Raw genomic sequence first — 16,613 nt, 5'->3', positions numbered from 1 at the left:
GCCCGAGGCTGGCCCGCGCTGCGCGCGGGCAGGGCCGGCTGCGCCGGCCGGATCGGGCTGCGCCCGATCGGGTGGGGTGGCGGGCGCTGCGCACGCTTGGGTGGTGGTGGGTCAACTCCGCGCTTCGCTGCGGAGTTGGGTGGGTGTCGGGGTAGGGCCTTCGGCCCTGGGTGGGTTGGGGGTGGGTTCGGGCTTCGCCCGGACTGACTGGGGTGGCGGGTGGGGGCGCTTTGCGCCTTGACGAATGGGGTGGTGACGGGTGGTCATGTATGGGGTCACTCGTTGGGGTGGTACAGGGACGGGCTTCGCCCGTTCTCGTGCATCAAAGACAGCAGCCAGCTAGACTCTGGGATTACGGCAGGGCCCCGGGGGGATTCTCGGCGGCTGCGTGATCGTGCGGGTCGGCCGCTTCGGATCGGCCCCGATAATTTCTCTCGAATTCGCGAGTGGAATACGTGGAGGCAGACGTGGCGGGCAGCGAATCTGACCAAATTGATTCCGCGCGGCGGCTGGTGCAGCGACGGGCTCAGGGGACGTCACCCGAGCAGATCGAGGCCGGCCACTGAGAGGCGCAGGCCTGGGAGCGGGAGGCCGGCCGCATGTAGGACTCGGGGCTTCGCCCCATGGGGGAAGCAGCCGAGTGGGAACGGATCGCCGCTCTCGTTCGTGCCGAGGGGTAGGCGGGACCCGCCGGTCGCTGCCGCTCGTGCAGCCCGGAGCGGCCGGTCGGCGGTCCAGACGGCGGCGAGCAGGCTCCGGCCGGTCGGCGGCGGGCTGACCCGGCGCGGCGGTCCGACCGGGGCGCCCACGAGCGGTGGGCCGGGCTGGTAGAGACAGGCTGCGTCAGTTCGTTGTAGTCGATTGGCGTGCCGTTGGCGCTTCTGCCTCTGAGCGGTTTTCAGCTAGCTTCCGTGTGGGGCTCGATGGTCATTCTGATATACCGTCGGCGAGTAGCGAATTCCGCGTGTTCGCCGCATGTGAAATCACGATGCGCTCTGGATAATTCTTCGCTGCACCGTTGATTTGCTCGCCATGGATGGAAATTCGCTTCATCGGCATGTGCTTGGCGGGCGCGGTGGCGTGCTGGCCGGGTCTACCAGGGAGCCGGATCGCGGGGTTCTGGCAGGATCGGGCGGGCGGTGCGCGCCGCATCCCATTGCCCGTGGCGCGCACCGCCCTTGTGTCGGTCGCTTTGGTCGCTGCCGTCCTGTCCCGTCGCATTGAAGTAGGCGGATTCTCACTCGGTCTCACCCGATCTGGCAGATCCTCAGTGAATCGTGTTCCGAACGCCGACCACCTCGGGAAAATCACTGGCGGCGGCGAGGCCCAGGCAGAACGCTCTCACCGTGACACTTCATGAGAACGAGATCCGTGTGGACGAGGCGGCAGCCCGGTCGCTGCTGCAGGAGCAGCGACCGGAGTGGGCCGCGCTCCCCATATCGCCGGCCGGTGCGGGTACGGACAACCGGATGTACCGGCTCGGCGACCAGTTGCTCATGCGGCTGCCGCGCACCCCGGGCAACGCGAAGGCCGTGCGGAAGGAGCAGACGTGGCTGCCGCGGTTGGCGCCATATCTTCCCTGTCGTATCCCGGAGCCGGTGCACCGCGGCACTCCGAGCTCGGCCTTTCCGCTCGCCTGGTCGGTGTACCGATGGATTGATGGCGATGAAGCCGGCCCTGGATCGGTCAGCGATTGGCCCGCCTTCGGGACCGATCTGGCCGTGATCGTGCAGAGCCTGCATGCCATCCCCCTCATGGGAGCCGCTCGGCAGGGCGAGCTCAGCTGGTACCGCGGAGGTGGCTTGCACGCTTGTGATCAGTGGGTCAGCGGATGCTTCGACGACTGCGGAACGATCGAGGGCCTCGACCTCGACATCGAGCAGCTGCGGCACTTGTGGCAGAGCGCGCTCGCCCTGCCCGAGCCATCCGGCCGCCAGGTGTGGCTCCACGGCGATCTCAAACCCTCCAACCTTCTGGTCCGGCAGGGAAAGCTGCACGCGGTCATCGACTTCGGATGCCTCTCGGTCGGCTTCCCCGACGCCGAGCACTCCCCGCTGTGGGATCTTCCGCCCGGGGCCCGACAGGCGTACTGGGACGCCATGAGCCTTGACGACGTCACGTGGCTGCGTGCCCGGGCGTGGGCCATCGCCGTCGCAGTCAGCGGGGTGTCGTACTACTGGCGCACCTACCCCCGCTTCGTCGGCGAGTGCCTGTCGCGTCTCCACGCGATCCTGGACACCGCCAGCGAACGGTGAACCGGTCCCGGACGGGGCCTCACCGCGAGCGCTGGTTCCGCGAGAGCCAACTCGTTTGAGAACGACATCCGACTCCGCTCCCGAACCACCTGGCAACCGCACAGGTCGGAGACCAGCCGGCTGCCAACTCGAAAGGGACGGGACAGCGTTGGCGCCGGAGCGGCGGCGGGCGCTGGAGGAGATCGACCCGTGGTGGTGCCCCACCTGGCCGATCACCTGGCAACGCGCCTACGCCACCGCCCGGCAGTGGTGGTTGGAGGCCGACGGCCGCGTCGACTGGGCCGCACTGTCCGTGGACACCGTGTTCGAGGGCGAGCAGCTTGGGCGGTGGGTGCAGGCGCAACGGGCTGGCTGGCCCGGTCTGGAGGAGGAGCAGCGGGACCTGCTGTCGGCGATTGGCATTGAGGAGGACCCGGAGCTGGTGGCGGCGAAGCAGGCCGCGGAGGCGAAGCCGAAGGTGTCGCGGGCGGACCGGTTCGCGCAGGGCCTGGCCGCCCTGGCGGCGTTCGTCGAGCGCGAGGGTCACGCGAAGGTTCCCCGGCCTCACAAGGAGCCGCTTGAGGTCGTGGTGGCCGGGCCTGGTGGGGAGGGGAGCGTGGAGGTCGTCTCCGTCGGGCTGGGGGCGTTCTTGAACAACACGAAGGCTCGCCGGGCCAAGCTCACCGCCGGGCAGCTCGCGCAGCTCGCCGAGCACGGCGTCGAGTGGGCGTAGCGGGCCATCCCCGGTCCGGGTGGCCGGTTGTCCGGCGGTAGGCTGCCGGGGCCCTGAGAAAGCACTGGAAGGCCGTCACCTGCGGGTGGCGGCCTTCCCGCGTTGTGGGGCAGAGGCGCTGGGCGCTCGCAGTGGTGCGCTCCCCCGGATCCGATGGCGCGATGGCCGTAAGGGAATCGGGCGGAGGATCAAGGCCGAGATCGACACCACGGCCGAACCTCACAGGTGCAGGGTGCGAAAGCGGGTGCCCGCACCCTGCGGGCGGGGTCAGTGGAGGTGTTCGGTGATCTGTCCGATGAGCCAGGTCGCGATGGCGCGGGCGGTGCCGGAGGCGGCGCCCTTGGCGATCTGGCCGGCCAGTCGCTGCTCGAACGTGTCGTCGTGGGCCGGGGTCGGCTGTTCGACGACGGGGTGGGTGCTCATCTTGGCCTTGGTGTGGTGCTTGCGGGACATCAGATCCTCCCCAGAGGGCTGTCGTGAGTGCTGGTCAGCCGGCCGGCTTGGGCACCACGATCCCGGGGATACGGGCCTGGTTGCGGATCTGCGGACGGATGCCGACGATCCCGAATCTGCGCTCTGTTCGTGCTGGTGGAGGACTACGCTGAGAGGCCTGCCGACAGACGATCGCGGACAATCGCGGACCGTGCCGCGCTCAAAGGAGAGGGCCGGTGGGATCAAAGGCTGATGGATCGGCTGCGGCAGGCGACCAGGTGGGGCACGGCAGCCAGGGCTGCTGGTGAAGGCGTAGGACAGGTGGGGAGCGAAGTGGCGGCTGGGGAGAGCAAGGAGTCGCAGCGGGTGCTGCGTGAGTTCGGGCGACGTCTTGAGGATCTCCGTCTGGAAGCGGGCAACCCGAGCGGGACCCAGCTGGTGGAAGCCGCCGCTGACGCCGGCACCCGCGGCGCAAAAATGCTCACGAAGACCGCTGTCAGTGAGCTCCAAAAGGGCCGGAATGGAATCTACCGGGTCTACGACTGGGATATCGTCTCCGCATTCGTCGAAGCGTGTAAAGCGCACGACGCGAAAACCATTAAGGTCCTTTCGGCTGCCCGCACCGACCTCGTCGAATGGAAGAACTCGTACACCAGGGTTGCGGCCATGGTCGATGAATTCGACCGCATCAGCGGGAAAGAGAAGACGGCCCCGGACGCCGAAGGTCGTTCGGCTGCCCTGCCCCTGGAGGGTCTTCCCCAGCTCGCCCCGCTTCCGGCCCTTCCGGCCGGCTTCACCGGCCGGGACCGCGATCTGGAAGACCTCCTCGACCTGCTCGATCCTCAACGCCCAAGTGCGGACGCCGAATTGGCCGAAGACACCGGTGGTACAGCCGTGGTGGTGGCCGCGGTGCACGGAATGGGAGGGATCGGCAAGACCACGCTCGGCCTGGCCGTTGGGCACGAGGCGATCAGGCGGGGTCTGTTTACCGGTGTGCTCTTTCTTGACCTGCACGGCTACGACGACACCGCGCTCGACGCCGGGCAGGCCCTGGACGCCGCCCTGCGCGGCCTCGGCACGGACCCCGAGCAGATCCCGCCCGACGTCGACCAGCGCGCGGCCCTCTACCGCGCGCAGCTTGCCGCGCGTACCCGGGTAGGGGAAGGGGTGCTGGTTCTTGCCGATAACGCTTGCGCTGCTGGGCAGGTGCGGCATCTGGTGCCGGCGGGCGGGCCGCATCGGCTGTTGGTCACTTCGCGTGATGATTTCGCCGTGGGGCTGGGTGCGCGTCTGGTGGACCTCGATGTTCTCGCTCCCGAGCGGGCCATCGCTTTGATGGATGCCGTGCTGCGTCTTTCTCTTCCCGGGGATGGGCGGATCGGTGCCGATCCTGGTGGGGCGGGCAGGGTCGCTGAGCTGTGTGGCTATCTTCCGCTCGCGTTGCAGGTTGCCACTGCCCAGCTCGTGGCGGAGCGGAGCCTTAAGCCCGGTCGGCTCGCTGAGTATCTGGAGGATCTCGGTGAGCGGCTCGATGTGCTGGAGGACGGGGAGCAGGCAGTGCGAACCGTGCTGGAACGCTCCTACCGGAGGTTGGCCCCCACCCACGCCGAGTTGTTCCGCCTTCTGGCTGTCAGCCCCGGTCCCGACCTGTCCACCGAGACCGCTGCGGCGTTCACTGGTGTCGGCAAGCTCAAGGATGTCCGGGCGCGTCTGCTCGCTCTGTCCAGGGCCAGCCTGATCCGCCAGGACCCCGACAGCGGACGCTGGCGCATGCACGACCTCGTCCGCGCCTATGCCGGCGAACAGGCCCGCTGTCAGCCTGCCCACACCGCCGCCGCTCTGCGTCGGCTCCTGGACCACTACGCCCTCGCGGCGCAAGACGCGAACGCACACGTGAACCCGGCGGACGCCAAAGGCGGCCGGGGACGGCGGTTCACAGACCACGTGGACGCGCTGACCTGGCTGGACGCGGAACACGCCAACCTCGTCGCCGCCGTCCACGCCGCCCACACCGCCGGCCACCACGACATCGCCCAAGCCCTCCCCTCCCACCTCGGCCCCTACCTCGGCCTGCGCCGCCGCCTCGAAAGCCGACTGGAAGTCGCCGAAGTCGCCCTCACCGCGGCCCGAGACAGCCACGACCCGGCCGGCGAGGCCGGCCCCTGGAACAACCTCGGCAACGCGCTGCGGGAGTTGCGGCGCTACGAGGAGGCCGAACAGGCCTACCGCACCGCCCTCACCCAGTTCCAGGCCCGCAGCGACCACCACGGCGAAGCCAGCGCGTGGAACAACCTCGGCAACGCGCTGCAGATGTTGGGGCGCTACGAGGAGGCCGAACAGGCTCACCGCACCGCCCTCACCCAACGCCAGGCCCGCAGCGACCACCACGGCGAAGCCAGCGCGTGGAACAACCTCGGCGCAGCGCTGCAGATGTTGGGGCGCTACGAGGAGGCCGAACAGGCTCACCGCACCGCCCTCACCCAGTACCGGGCCCTCAGCGACCACCGCGGCGAAGCCAGCGCCTGGGACACCCTCGGCGCAGCGCTGCGGGAGTTGCGGCGCTACGAGGAGGCCGAACAGGCTCACCGCACCGCCCTCACCCAACGCCAGGCTCTCAGCGACCACCACGGCGAAGCCAGCGCGTGGAACAACCTCGGTCTCGTGTTGCGGAAGTCGGGGCGCTGCGAAGAAGCTGAACAGGCCCACCGCACCGCCCTCACCCGGTACCAGGCTCTCAGCGACCACCACGGCGAAGCCAGCGCGTGGAACGACCTCGGTCTCGTGTTGCGGGAGTTGGGGCGTTGCGAAGAAGCTGAACAGGCCCACCGCACCGCCCTCACCCAACGCCAGGCTCTCAGCGACCACAACGGCGAAGCCAGCGCGTGGAACAACCTCGGCGCGGCACTGCAGGAGTTGGGGCGCTACGAGGAGGCCGAAGAGGCCCACCGCACCGCCCTCACCCAGTACCAGGCTCTCAGCGACCACCAGGGCGAAGCCAGCGTCTGGAACAACCTTGGCCTCGTGTTGCGGAAGTCGGGGCGCTGTGAGGAGGCCGAACAGGCCTACCGCACGGCCCTCACCCAGTACCAGGCCCTCAGCGACCACCAGGGCGAAGCCATCGTCTGGGACAACCTCGGCGCGGCACTGCGGGAGTTGGGTGAGGTCGAGTGGGCGGTGGAGGCTGGTGAGCGGGCCGTCGCCTTGTTTGAGGAATTGGGTGACCGGTATCGGCTGGGGGAGGCGTTGGATGAGCTCGCCGACTCTCTGCTCGCTGGCGGCTGTCCGGCGGCCGTGGTACGGGCTAGGCGTGAGGCGTCGGCAGCGGCGCTCCGTTTGGCTGGCGCGGAGGAGAAAGCGGTGAAGGTGTTGGAGAAGACGGACGAGTAGTGGTCGGCGGCGCGCAGCTGGTGTGGCGGATCGGTGCCGTGGTGACCGCTGCGGTCGTGGAGCTGCGCGAGCGGCCTGGCGTGGAATGGACCAGCGAGCTCAGTTACAGGCGGCGCGTGTGGCCCCCGTTGATCTGGTCGATCTGATCGAGAAGGGCTGCGTTCAGCTGTGCCCTCGCAGCCCTGACATACTCCAGAGCCTCCAGGACCTCACTTCGCACCGTGCTCTCCCGATCCGAGGAACATCGCAGGACGTCGGCACGGACTTCCCAGGTCGCCTCTCGCAAGCGGCCCAGAAGCTGGGAGAAGGATCCGTCCGCAGTGTCTAGTCGTGGAATGCCGCGCGGGTGTGTGTCCTCGGATCCGAGCCAGAGACCGTTGTGAGCCAGCGCGTGTCCGGCTTCGGTGGCCTCCTGCCTGACGTGGGCCGTGATCTCGTCGAATCGGTTGACGTCCACAGGATGGTGTGTCTGCAAATCTTGGACGAACCGCTCCAACGCATCGATCCACGCCCGGCCCGTGGTTCGCATCTTCAGCAGACGGGCGATCTCTGTCTCACTTTGGCGAGTCTGTTCCTCACTCGCCTTCTGCTCCGCTTGCCGCCGATGCAGACGCAGCGGGCCGTAGACAGCCGCGAGGCCGGCAGCCGAGGCTCCCCCCAGAGCTCCGAGCAGCCCGTACAGCGCGCTGTTATCGGCCATAATCCCCCCAACGTAGGACTGCCGGTAGCCATACCCGTACGGCTCATCCCCCAACACTCACCCGATGCGAGGGGCGCACCGGTGGTGGGAGTGGGGCCGGGCAAGCCGCACCGATCGACGCAGGCCGGGGACGGCCGGGCAAGCCCGTGGCCCCCGGCGACACCTCTTCGCACGCGGTCAGCCGGGCGCAAGAGGTCGCCCGGCGCAGGGGCGGGCAGCGGGGTCCTGGCAGGATCGGGTGGGCGGTGCGCGCTGCATCCCATTGCTCGTGGCGCTCACCGCCTTCGGTGTCGGTCGCTTCGGTCGCTGCCGTTCCGTGGGGCCTGGTCAGCGGTTGGGGTACTCCTTCGCGTGGTGCAGGCGGATGTGCCAGTACGGTCGTCGAGATTGCCGGCGGCGGAGCGGCGGCGGTCGCGGTTGGTGGGCAGGGAAAGAATGATCGGCGGGCGACCGTTGGCGTGGCGTTTGTCGTCGCAGTCGGGGCATTCCAGACGGTACGGGTCGGCCGGCTTGCGCAGTTCGGCGATCGAGTCCGGTTTGCCTCCGATGGAGCCCTGGCAGGTGTGGCAGGGGTGCATGGCGGCATTCGCCCGGCGGGCGGCGAGCAGGGCGTTGTGCTCGCGGGTGTCGTCGGCTTCCTTGCGGCAGTCGTGGCAGAGCTCGGTGCCGTCGCCGGCGCCGGGCTCCCAGTCGTACTCGTCCTCGCGGCGGTTGCAGCCCGGGCAGCGGGTGGCTTCCAGGCGCTGTTCCTTCTCGTCTTCGGCGGCCTGCTTCTCGGCGGCGAGGCGGGCCCGGGTGCGGGTGAGGTACTCGGTGCTGGCGAGGGCGTCGGTGAGGTTCTGCCACTGGTGGCTGCCGAAGCGCCACCAGATCGGGGCGTGCGGGCCGCGGGCTGTCAGCTGGTCGAGGGTGCACGCGAGGATCGGGATGCGGCCGGTGAAGTCGAGGTCGCCGTGCGGCTGCCAGTGTTCGCGGGTCAGGGCCTGGACCTCGTTGATGGTGCCTGGCAGGCCCCGGGGTCCGGCGCCGGCCAGGACGAGAGCGATCGGCGGCCACGTTCCGCTCGGGGCGGTGGGGTACTTGCGCCGCCACACCCGCAGCTGCCTCGCGGTGGACGGGTGCCCTTGGTGGGTGGGGTCCTTGTAGGTGAGGGCGAAGTACTCGGCGTACCCGTCGAACTTCCGGGCGATCTTCGCGTTGTCGCCGTTGTGGAGGTCGACCCCCACCAGGAGCACCGGCACCCGGTCGGCGGGGGCGGTCAGGACGGCGTCGGCGATCTGCTGGCGGCCTCCGGGCAGGGGGTGGGAGTCCTCGGTGCGATCGTGCCGACCGGGCCGCCGGGGGTGTTGGCGGAGGTGAGTTGCGGCCCGGTTTCTCGGCGGTGCAAGATCGCGTGCTCGACCCCGGTGGAGAACGCGGCAAGGTGACCGAGCCCGCTGCGGGGTGAGGAGACCGACGGTGGCGACGACGTCCGGAGCATCCTCCGAGGACACCCTTACCCCTGCACCGGCCGAGCGCCGCCGCTTCACTCGTCGTCGAGAGCCCTGCCGTGGAGAGAATCACTACGAAAGGGTGAAATGCTGCCTATAGGATGAATCGTTCTGTTACTGGCCGACCACAGCTGTAGCCGTCTGGCTTCAGAGCCCGGCCCCGACGGGTGCGGGGCTCGGTTCGGGGTGCCGTCGAGCGCGTTACGAGGCGGAGCCCGATCGGGCCGAACGGCGGCACGCTGCGTTGCATCGCCGCTGGTACCGCAAGAACCTCGGGGCAAGAGCCGCGAGGGAGAGTGTGCGAACTGTGACGCAACCAGGAGCTGTTTTCACCACGCCATGGCCACTCAGGGTCAACCCGCATATAGATCAGGCTCGTGAAAGCGCGATTGTGTGGATGCAGGACCACGGTCTGCTGCACGGCGAGCAGGCGGTCGAGGACTTCGTCAGCTGGCGTCTGGCGGAGGTCGCCGCGTTCTTCTACCCGAACGCGAGCGCCGGGGACTGCTGTCTGGCCGCACAGATGATGGGGTGGTACTTCCTCCCCTTCGACGACCAACTGGACGGCGACATCGGGCGCGATCCGCGGCGGGTGTACGAAGTCTGCGAGGCCCTGATCGGGATCGTCCACGGCTCCTGCGGACCCGAGCTCTACCAGGCGCCCACCGTGCAGGCGTTCGCGGACCTGTGGCGGCGGATGGTGCAGGACATGTCGGTATCACTGCGCGGGCGCCTGGCTCACCACTGGGCGTCGTACTTCTCCTCCCAGCTGACCGAGGCGTTCGACCGCAGCAACGGGAACTCCTACGACGACCTGGAGGAGTACTTCCAGCTACGGGCGGCGACCACCTGCGCGTACGGGCAGAATGACCTGGCCGAGAAGTGGGGCGGCGTCGAGGTGCCGCCCGCTGTCTGGCACCACCCGTACCTGCAGCGGATGCGGCAGCTGGGAGCCGACCTGGTGGCAATCAGGAACGACTCGATGTCCACCTCGCACGAGGACGTCACCGGGCTGCACAACGCGATCCACATCATCGAGCGTACCCAGGGGTGCACGCGTCAGGAGGCCGTGGCCCAAGCCTCCGTACTGGCGCAGGAGAAGGTCGACGAGCTGGTCGCGCTGGAGGCCGAGGAGCTCCCCCGGCTGCTGCGGCACCTGGACGCCGGCCAGGGCGCGGCCGTGCTGGGGTACGCGGAGATCATCCACGACTGGGTCTGCGGCGACTACGAGTGGGAGCGGATATCGACCCGCAACCAAACCCATCGCGCCCTCCCCGAGTGGGCGTCCGACCTGCTCGTGACCACCAGACGCTGAGGAACCGATGACCCGCGCCATTCCCCTCGCGCCGGGCGGTCTGCCGGTGCTGGGCCACCTGCGGCAGCTGCTCACCGACCCGACGGGGTTCCTGACCTCCCTGCCCACGCACGGCGACCTGGTCGAGATCCGGCTCGGCAACCGCCAGACGTACGTGGTGTGCAGCCCCGAACTGATCGCCCAGGTGCTGATCCACCAACGGCGCCAGTACGACAAGGGCGGCCCCTTCTACGATAACCTCGCCGGCTTCCTGGGCGATGGCCTTGCCACCTGCCCCAACGCACAGCACACCCGGCTGCGACGACTGACCCAGCCCGCCTTCACCCCCCAGCGGCTGCCCCACTATTGCGATCTGATCAACCGCGAGGTCGCGGCCGTCACCGCGTCGTGGCGCGCCGGACAGGTCCTGGACACCCACCGGGTGCTGCAGGAACTGGCGATGCGCATCGCCATCTCGACGATGTTCGCCTCCTGGTTCGCCGACGGGGAGGGCAGCCAGGGCACCGTGGCGCAGACCCTGGACTGGGTTGACACACTGGTCAGCGGCGCCTTCCTGCGGATGGTGGCCCCGGCCGCCGCCCGTCTCCCGCTCCCCGCGAACCGCCGCTACGGACAGGCTCAACGGGACCTGTACGCCAAGATCGACGAGACGATCGCCGCGTACCGCCGCAGTTCGACTGACCATGGCGACCTCCTGTCGATGCTCATGGCCGCCGAGGGCGGCAGCGACGCGCTGACCGACCGGGAGATCCGCGAGCAGGTGATGACGCTGTTCATCGCCGGCATCGACACCACCGCCGCCATGATCGGCTGGACGCTCCACTACCTGTCGCTCTCTGCCGACCTGGACGCCGCTGTCGCCGCGGAGGCCCACAGCGTCTGCGGCGGGGCCACAGCCGGCTATGCCGACCTGCCGCACCTACGCACCCTGCAGAGCGTCGTCACCGAGACGTTCCGGATCCGTCCATCGGCCTGGATGTTCAGCCGCGTGAGCGTCACCGAGACGGAGCTGGCCGGCCACCGCGTCCCCGCCGGCGCCGACATCCTGATCAGCCCCTACATCCTGCACCACCGCCCCGATCTGTTCCCGGACCCGGAACACTTCGACCCGGGCCGCTGGGACGGCGACGACCGGGCCCCGGCACGGGCCGAGCGGGCGAACCTACTGATCCCTTTCGGAGCCGGCCACCGTAAGTGCATCAGCCGCGACTTCTCCGTCATGAACATCACGCTCGCCCTGGTCGGCATCCTGAAGTCCTGGCGTCTGACGCCGGCCACGGACCGGCCTGTCGCCCTGCGTGGTCGAAGCATCATCAAGCCACACGGCCTGATCCTGCGGCTGTCCCCTCGGCAGAGCCCCGCCCCGCAGGCGATCTGCGCCCTGCAGGCAGCCCGCCTGAAGGACACCCGATGACCGTCCAAACCCCTGTTCACCCAGCCGTTCTCCCGGCCAGAACAGTCCCGACCGCACCCGGAAACCTTCCGTTGCTCGGCCACGCCCTTCCACTGCTTCGCGACCCGATGGGACTGCTGCAGTCCATCCGTCCGCTCGGCGACGTCGTGCGGATCCGCATGGGCCGCTTGGACGTCTACGTGCTCAACTCCCCCGCGCTCGTACGGCAGATGCTGGCCTCCGACGCCGACTCCTTCCGCGGGGGCCGGCTCAACGAGAAATTCCGCGTCTATCTGGGCGACGGGCTGTTCACCCTGGACGGCGACATCCACCTCCGGCGGCGCCGCCTGGTGGCCCCGGCCTTCCAGCGCAGGAAGCTCAAGGCCTACACGGACGTCATGCGCAACGGCGCGCAGGCCCGGTCGGCGACCTGGACCCCCGGCTCCCGGATCGACGTGGGCGCCGAGATGTACGCACTCGCCAGCGAGATCGTGGCCCGACTCTTCTTCGGCAGCGAACTGGCCGACGAACAGGTCGAGCAGATCCGGCAATGGCTCCCCGAGCTCTACAAGGGCATGGGGCGCAAGGCGGCCGCTCCGGTCGCCTGGCCGGCACGGCTGCCGACCCCGGCCAACCGGCGCTTCGAGACGGCCCGGCAGGGGCTGCGGCACCTCATCGAAAGCCTGATCAGGTCCCATCTGGACGGCGGCGGGGACGAGGGGGACCTGCTGTCGATGCTGATCGCGGCCCGGGACGCCGACACCGGCGAACCGCTGACCGCCGCGCAGCTGCACGACGAGGCCATGACCTTCTTCATCGGTGGCATCAGCGGCGTCGCCGCGACCCTGACCTGGCTCTACCACGAACTCGGCCGCCACCCACAGGTGGAACGACGGCTGCGGGACGAACTGGCACAGGTCCTGAACGGGCGGCCGGTGACCTTCGACGACATCCCGAAACTGCCCTACACCCAGACCGTGGTCCGCGAGACGCTGCGCCTGCACAGCCCGGCATGGCTACTGACACGTCGGCCGACCAGGCCCACCGCCCTGGGCGGCGTCCACTTCCCCGCCGGGACGGAACTCGTGTTCAGTCCGACGGCCATCCACCGTGATCCGGACCTCTACCCGCGGCCCCTCGTCTTCGACCCGGACCGCTGGCAGAGCGCCGACCACCGCAGCCCCGCATACCTGCCCTTCGGTTTTGGCCCGTTCAAGTGCCCGGGCGACCACTTCGCCCTCACCGAACTCGCCATCGCCGTCGCCACCATCACCCCCCGCTGGCGGCTGGCTCCCCTCTGCGACCGCGCGCCCCGCGAAGTCGCCGGAGTAGCCCTGGCCCCCGACCGCGTGGTCATGACCACGCAGCCACAGATCGACCGGTAGGACAAACAACCCCCTCGGAAAGGACAGCCATGCTAGGCACCCTTCAGAAGACCAACATCAACCGTCAGTTCGACATCCTCGACATCACCCATGACGGCTTCATCAGCGAAGACGACTTCCAAACCCTGGCCCGGAACGTTCGCGGCCTGCGGGACGACCTGGACCCGAAGACCGCCGCCAAGATCGACAAGGCGTTCGCCGACTGGTGGAAGCACTTCCAGCGAGTCGCGGACAGCGACGGGGACGGGAAGGTCACCCGCGAGGAGTTCCTGGCCGCAATCGAGCACGGGATGGATCAGGACCGCGACTACGTCGACCAGATGGTGATCGTCCCGCGGATCATCTTCCAGACGGCCGACACCGACGGGACCGGGGAACTGACACACGCCCAGATGGCACGCGTCTACAAGGCCATCGGCATCAACGCCAAGTTCAGCAAGGAGATGTTCGACAGAATCGACCTCGACGGCAACGGCCGCATCTCCCTCGACGAGTTCCTCCAGACCGCGCGAGACGTCTACCTGAACAACGATCCCAACGCCGCCAGCGCCGTGGCCTACGGCCCCGTCCCCTAACCGGTCCCGCAACCCGCCGGTCCGGCACCGTACCAGTGCCGGACCGGCCACATGCGAAGAAAGCCCCGTTCCCTCCTTCGCGGCCCCGGAACAGGGCCCCTGGCCTCCGGGCCCGGCATGACTGTTGCCCCCTGCCGGGGGTCTGACCTGGGGGGTGGTGTCACCGCGGCCCGGAGCACCGTATGACCCCTGACGAGAGGCCTGCCCGGCACCCGGCCGAACGCAATGCCCGGCCACCGAAGGTGCCGGGTCTGCGTAACGTGGATGCGTGCGAACGGTGCCGACGGACGAGACCAGGACGGATGAACGGCCCTCGGGGGTTCTGGTGATCGACACGAGTGACATCGCGATCTTCCCCGGTCTGGGCGCAGGCAAGGACGACCACCACGACCATGGCCTGACCGCCGCCGGCAAGACCGTGTTCGACAAGCGGCTGCCCAACAGCAAGCCGAAGCTGCGGGCCGTCTTCGACAAGCTCACCGCCAAGTTCGGCCGTGTCCTAGTCAGGGCCACCAACACCCACGACCAGTAGGTAGTCCCCGCAGAGGTGCCCCAGACCCGGAACGACCAGCCCCGGCCGGGCTCTCCAGCCGCCACGTCTTGTGCCTCGCCGCGGTGCTGCCGTTAGAGGCGACCAGGCCGTGCGGCGCAGGGTCACCGAGCGTCCCGAGGCGGCCGCAGGGCCGCCGCCCCGGCGCCGGCCTGCTTGCACGCCCGCTCCCCTGCCCGACGGTCAGTCCCTCGCCCGCTACCACCAGCGCGTCACCGCCGCCATCGAGAACGGCGGCGAGGCCGTCGCACCGTCCGCGACGACCCCGGATTGGTAGCCGCCTCTCCCGCTCGTTCCGACCTGGTGGTCTCCACCCCGCGGGCGGGGTGGAGACCACCCTTGCGTCCCGGGCTGCGGTTCCCACAGGTCATCGGGGGTTGACCGGCCGCCAGGAGGGTGTACGGTCACCACCGCCTTCCCGAACGGGCAGGCCTGGGTCGCCATCCAGTACACCGGCGCCGACGAGTGGTACACGCCCACCGGCACCCCGATCCCGCTGCCCGACGGCCAGACCCTCGCCCGGTACCACCAGCGCGTCACCGCCACCGTCGAGAACGGCAGCGAGGCGGTCGCACCGCCGGCTGCGGCCGCGGGGCCATAGCCCCTCCAGGCCGCATAGGACGGCTCTGGTGGCGGGTACCGGCCTTGGGACGCAGGATGTGACGCAGAGGCCGGCCCAGGCGTACGGAGCCCCTTGCACCGCAGTGCCCACCGGCGGCTCCAGGCCCGGGGCCCGGCGCAGGCACACAGGCGGACGAAGTGGTGCGCGATATGGAGATCTCGCTGGTCGACGAGTCGGTGATGCGGTCCCGCTGGGACGACGTGGAAGACGCACTGCGGCGGGCGTTCGCCGGCTCCCACTTCAACGACGAGGGCTACACGGTCGACAACCCGATCAACTACACCCGCAGCGTGGTGGAGGGCCGGCTCGGGCCAGGGTTCAAGCACCTTTTGGCACTCGACGACGCGGGCAGCGTGATCGGCGGGTTCTTCTGCATCCAGACGGAACTCAAGGGAAGCACGACCGCACACGACATCGGATGGATCTTCGCCGTCCCGGAGATCGACCGCCCGATGCGGCGCGAGATGATCGACACGTTCATGCAACGGGCTTTCGCGACCCTGCGCGAAGCCGGGTTCCGGCGGATCGAGTCGAACATGGGCACCCGGGCCGGCGGGGCGTCCCTCAGCCGCCACTACGGCTTCGTCCACTCCCCCGTCCCCGGCAACGACAACCGGTGGGTCAAGGAACTGTGACACCCCGGCAAGACCAGGGCGGCCATCAAGGAACGCATCAACGTTGACGGCAGCACATTGGTGGGAGCCGTCACGTGATCGTCGGCCAAGAGGGCTGTCCACCAGAGGGATACGTCAATGATGGCGGGGCTCCCTTCGGCGACCGCGCGGAGCACCAGAGTTCCGCGCCCAGCCGATGGGGAGACCCGCGATGACGAAGAACGACGGCGCCAGGACGAAGACCAGGGCGAGCACGGTGCCCGGAAGATTTCACGTCCAGTGAGACGGCCGCCAGCCAAGATCCACGACACCATCAGACAGAAGCCGAGCTCAGCAAGCCCCTGGCAGATTTTCTCGTGCAGCAGGCACACCTCCCACCACGGGTCGGCGAGCTTGCCGCGCCGGTGCTGCTTCCGCTCCTTGTCGATGGGCGGGGGCAGCCAGAGCGGCCCGAGGTGCCTCTCCTCTCGCGTGATGGCGCAGTCCGGGCACTCGGCGGCTTCCGGCGGAGCCTCGGTGCGCAGCTCCTGCTCGGAGCCTTTGGGGCTCGCACGGACACTCCAGGCCGGCGAGGACCGCTGGTTCAGGCTCCAAGCCGTCGCGCCGATCAGCGGCGCCTACGACTTCCAGCACTCCGAGCTGCCGGCACTGCTCGACGGCTCTCTCGACCCGAAATCAAGTGTGCTGTACTCGGCATACCTTCTCGTCGCATGGAACCGGCTGCACCATCTGTACGACTCCCCGGACGAGGTCTTCCAGCCGCCGTACGACAGCACGATCGAGGCACTGTTCGACGGTTCGCACACCGGCCCGCAACTCTTCGCCGGCACGCCCGACACCATCGACGCACTGCTCACCCCACACGGCTTCGAGATGCTGCGCCACCCGACCGGCCGCCTGGCCAAGGCACTCCGGATGGCCGACAGCACCTGCGACTGGGCGCCACGCGTCCCGGTCCGTCTGCACGTGGCCGACGCGGACGAGCAGGCGGCCAACGCCAACACCGACCGCTGCGAGGCCACGTAGCGATCGCACGGCGTGAACGCGGCGGTCCTCGACCTCGGTATCCCGGACTTCGCGGGTTCCAGGCACCTCGGCTCCAACGTCGCCGCCACGGCGGCCATCGTGCGCTGGTTCAGCCAACTGCGCTGAGAACCCGCTGGCCCGTCCCGCTCGCGGGACC

12 protein-coding genes and 1 pseudogene are annotated in these 16,613 nt (G+C 69.1%); 10 read left to right on the top strand and 3 right to left on the bottom strand.

What is annotated here, in order from left to right; genetic code table 11:
- The first annotated feature begins 1,346 nt into the window (after positions 1-1,346).
- Together ACFU7Y_RS22020 and ACFU7Y_RS22015 are read left to right on the top strand one after the other, a co-directional pair.
- Positions 1,347-2,255, top strand: coding sequence for an aminoglycoside phosphotransferase family protein (locus tag ACFU7Y_RS22020; protein WP_380769406.1), 909 nt, complete (start codon positions 1,347-1,349; stop codon positions 2,253-2,255).
- Between the two features lie 148 nt (positions 2,256-2,403).
- Positions 2,404-2,967 carry a helicase associated domain-containing protein gene (locus ACFU7Y_RS22015; protein ID WP_380769405.1) on the top strand — a complete coding sequence of 188 codons (564 nt, stop codon included), beginning with the start codon at positions 2,404-2,406 and terminating at the stop codon, positions 2,965-2,967.
- Positions 2,968-3,234: 267 nt separating this feature from the next.
- Here ACFU7Y_RS22015 and ACFU7Y_RS22010 read toward each other — a convergent pair whose 3' ends face one another.
- Positions 3,235-3,420, bottom strand: coding sequence for a hypothetical protein (locus tag ACFU7Y_RS22010; RefSeq protein WP_380769404.1), 186 nt, complete (start codon positions 3,418-3,420; stop codon positions 3,235-3,237).
- Positions 3,421-3,765: 345 nt separating this feature from the next.
- Between ACFU7Y_RS22010 and ACFU7Y_RS22005 the strand changes: the two genes are divergently transcribed.
- Positions 3,766-6,786, top strand: coding sequence for a tetratricopeptide repeat protein (locus ACFU7Y_RS22005; RefSeq protein ID WP_380769403.1), 3,021 nt, complete (start codon positions 3,766-3,768; stop codon positions 6,784-6,786).
- Between the two features lie 103 nt (positions 6,787-6,889).
- Here ACFU7Y_RS22005 and ACFU7Y_RS22000 read toward each other — a convergent pair whose 3' ends face one another.
- Entirely contained in the window at positions 6,890-7,486 is a 597-nt protein-coding gene (locus ACFU7Y_RS22000) for a hypothetical protein (RefSeq protein WP_380769402.1), read from the bottom strand.
- A gap of 275 nt (positions 7,487-7,761) precedes the next feature.
- On the bottom strand, positions 7,762-8,712 hold the full coding sequence (locus ACFU7Y_RS21995; RefSeq protein WP_380769401.1) for a hypothetical protein: 951 nt from the start codon (positions 8,710-8,712) through the stop codon (positions 7,762-7,764).
- Positions 8,713-9,373: 661 nt separating this feature from the next.
- Here ACFU7Y_RS21995 and ACFU7Y_RS21990 point away from each other — a divergent pair.
- The 7 genes and pseudogenes from ACFU7Y_RS21990 to ACFU7Y_RS21960 all read left to right on the top strand — a co-directional run bounded on the left by ACFU7Y_RS21990 (position 9,374) and on the right by ACFU7Y_RS21960 (position 16,456).
- Positions 9,374-10,291, top strand: a complete 918-nt coding sequence (locus ACFU7Y_RS21990; protein ID WP_380769400.1) for a hypothetical protein — start codon at positions 9,374-9,376, stop codon at positions 10,289-10,291.
- Positions 10,292-10,298: 7 nt separating this feature from the next.
- Complete coding sequence (locus ACFU7Y_RS21985) at positions 10,299-11,705, top strand: cytochrome P450 (RefSeq protein WP_380769399.1); 1,407 nt, start codon at positions 10,299-10,301, stop codon at positions 11,703-11,705.
- Complete coding sequence (locus ACFU7Y_RS21980) at positions 11,702-13,069, top strand: cytochrome P450 (RefSeq protein WP_380769398.1); 1,368 nt, start codon at positions 11,702-11,704, stop codon at positions 13,067-13,069. Before ACFU7Y_RS21985 ends, ACFU7Y_RS21980 begins: the two co-directional genes overlap by 4 nt.
- Before the next feature lie 29 nt (positions 13,070-13,098).
- A complete protein-coding gene (locus ACFU7Y_RS21975; protein WP_380769397.1) occupies positions 13,099-13,644 on the top strand; it encodes an EF-hand domain-containing protein in 546 nt (181 codons plus the stop codon).
- Between the two features lie 325 nt (positions 13,645-13,969).
- Positions 13,970-14,149 (top strand): annotated as a pseudogene (locus tag ACFU7Y_RS21970) (IS110 family transposase); the annotation flags it as partial.
- A gap of 816 nt (positions 14,150-14,965) precedes the next feature.
- On the top strand, positions 14,966-15,451 hold the full coding sequence (locus ACFU7Y_RS21965) for a hypothetical protein (protein WP_380769396.1): 486 nt from the start codon (positions 14,966-14,968) through the stop codon (positions 15,449-15,451).
- A gap of 453 nt (positions 15,452-15,904) precedes the next feature.
- Positions 15,905-16,456 (top strand): hypothetical protein, encoded by a 552-nt coding sequence (locus tag ACFU7Y_RS21960; RefSeq protein ID WP_380769395.1) that lies wholly within the window; start codon positions 15,905-15,907, stop codon positions 16,454-16,456.
- Positions 16,457-16,613: the final 157 nt, after the last annotated feature.

It is taken from the genome of Kitasatospora sp. NPDC057542, assembly GCF_042801945.1.
Lineage (GTDB): Bacteria > Actinomycetota > Actinomycetes > Streptomycetales > Streptomycetaceae > Kitasatospora.
Note: the sequence above shows the minus strand (reverse complement) of the source record. Positions and strands in the feature narration are given on the sequence as shown.

What these genes read in the sequence shown, in the direction of transcription:
- ACFU7Y_RS22010 (WP_380769404.1), bottom strand. Translation starts at nt 3,420, where the DNA reads ATGTCCCGCAAGCACCACACCAAGGCCAAGATGAGCACCCACCCCGTC.
- ACFU7Y_RS22000 (WP_380769402.1), bottom strand. Translation starts at nt 7,486, where the DNA reads ATGGCCGATAACAGCGCGCTGTACGGGCTGCTCGGAGCTCTGGGGGGA.
- ACFU7Y_RS21990 (WP_380769400.1), top strand. Translation starts at nt 9,374, where the DNA reads ATGCAGGACCACGGTCTGCTGCACGGCGAGCAGGCGGTCGAGGACTTC.
- ACFU7Y_RS21985 (WP_380769399.1), top strand. Translation starts at nt 10,299, where the DNA reads ATGACCCGCGCCATTCCCCTCGCGCCGGGCGGTCTGCCGGTGCTGGGC.
- ACFU7Y_RS21980 (WP_380769398.1), top strand. Translation starts at nt 11,702, where the DNA reads ATGACCGTCCAAACCCCTGTTCACCCAGCCGTTCTCCCGGCCAGAACA.
- ACFU7Y_RS21975 (WP_380769397.1), top strand. Translation starts at nt 13,099, where the DNA reads ATGCTAGGCACCCTTCAGAAGACCAACATCAACCGTCAGTTCGACATC.
- ACFU7Y_RS21965 (WP_380769396.1), top strand. Translation starts at nt 14,966, where the DNA reads ATGGAGATCTCGCTGGTCGACGAGTCGGTGATGCGGTCCCGCTGGGAC.
- ACFU7Y_RS21960 (WP_380769395.1), top strand. Translation starts at nt 15,905, where the DNA reads ATGGCGCAGTCCGGGCACTCGGCGGCTTCCGGCGGAGCCTCGGTGCGC.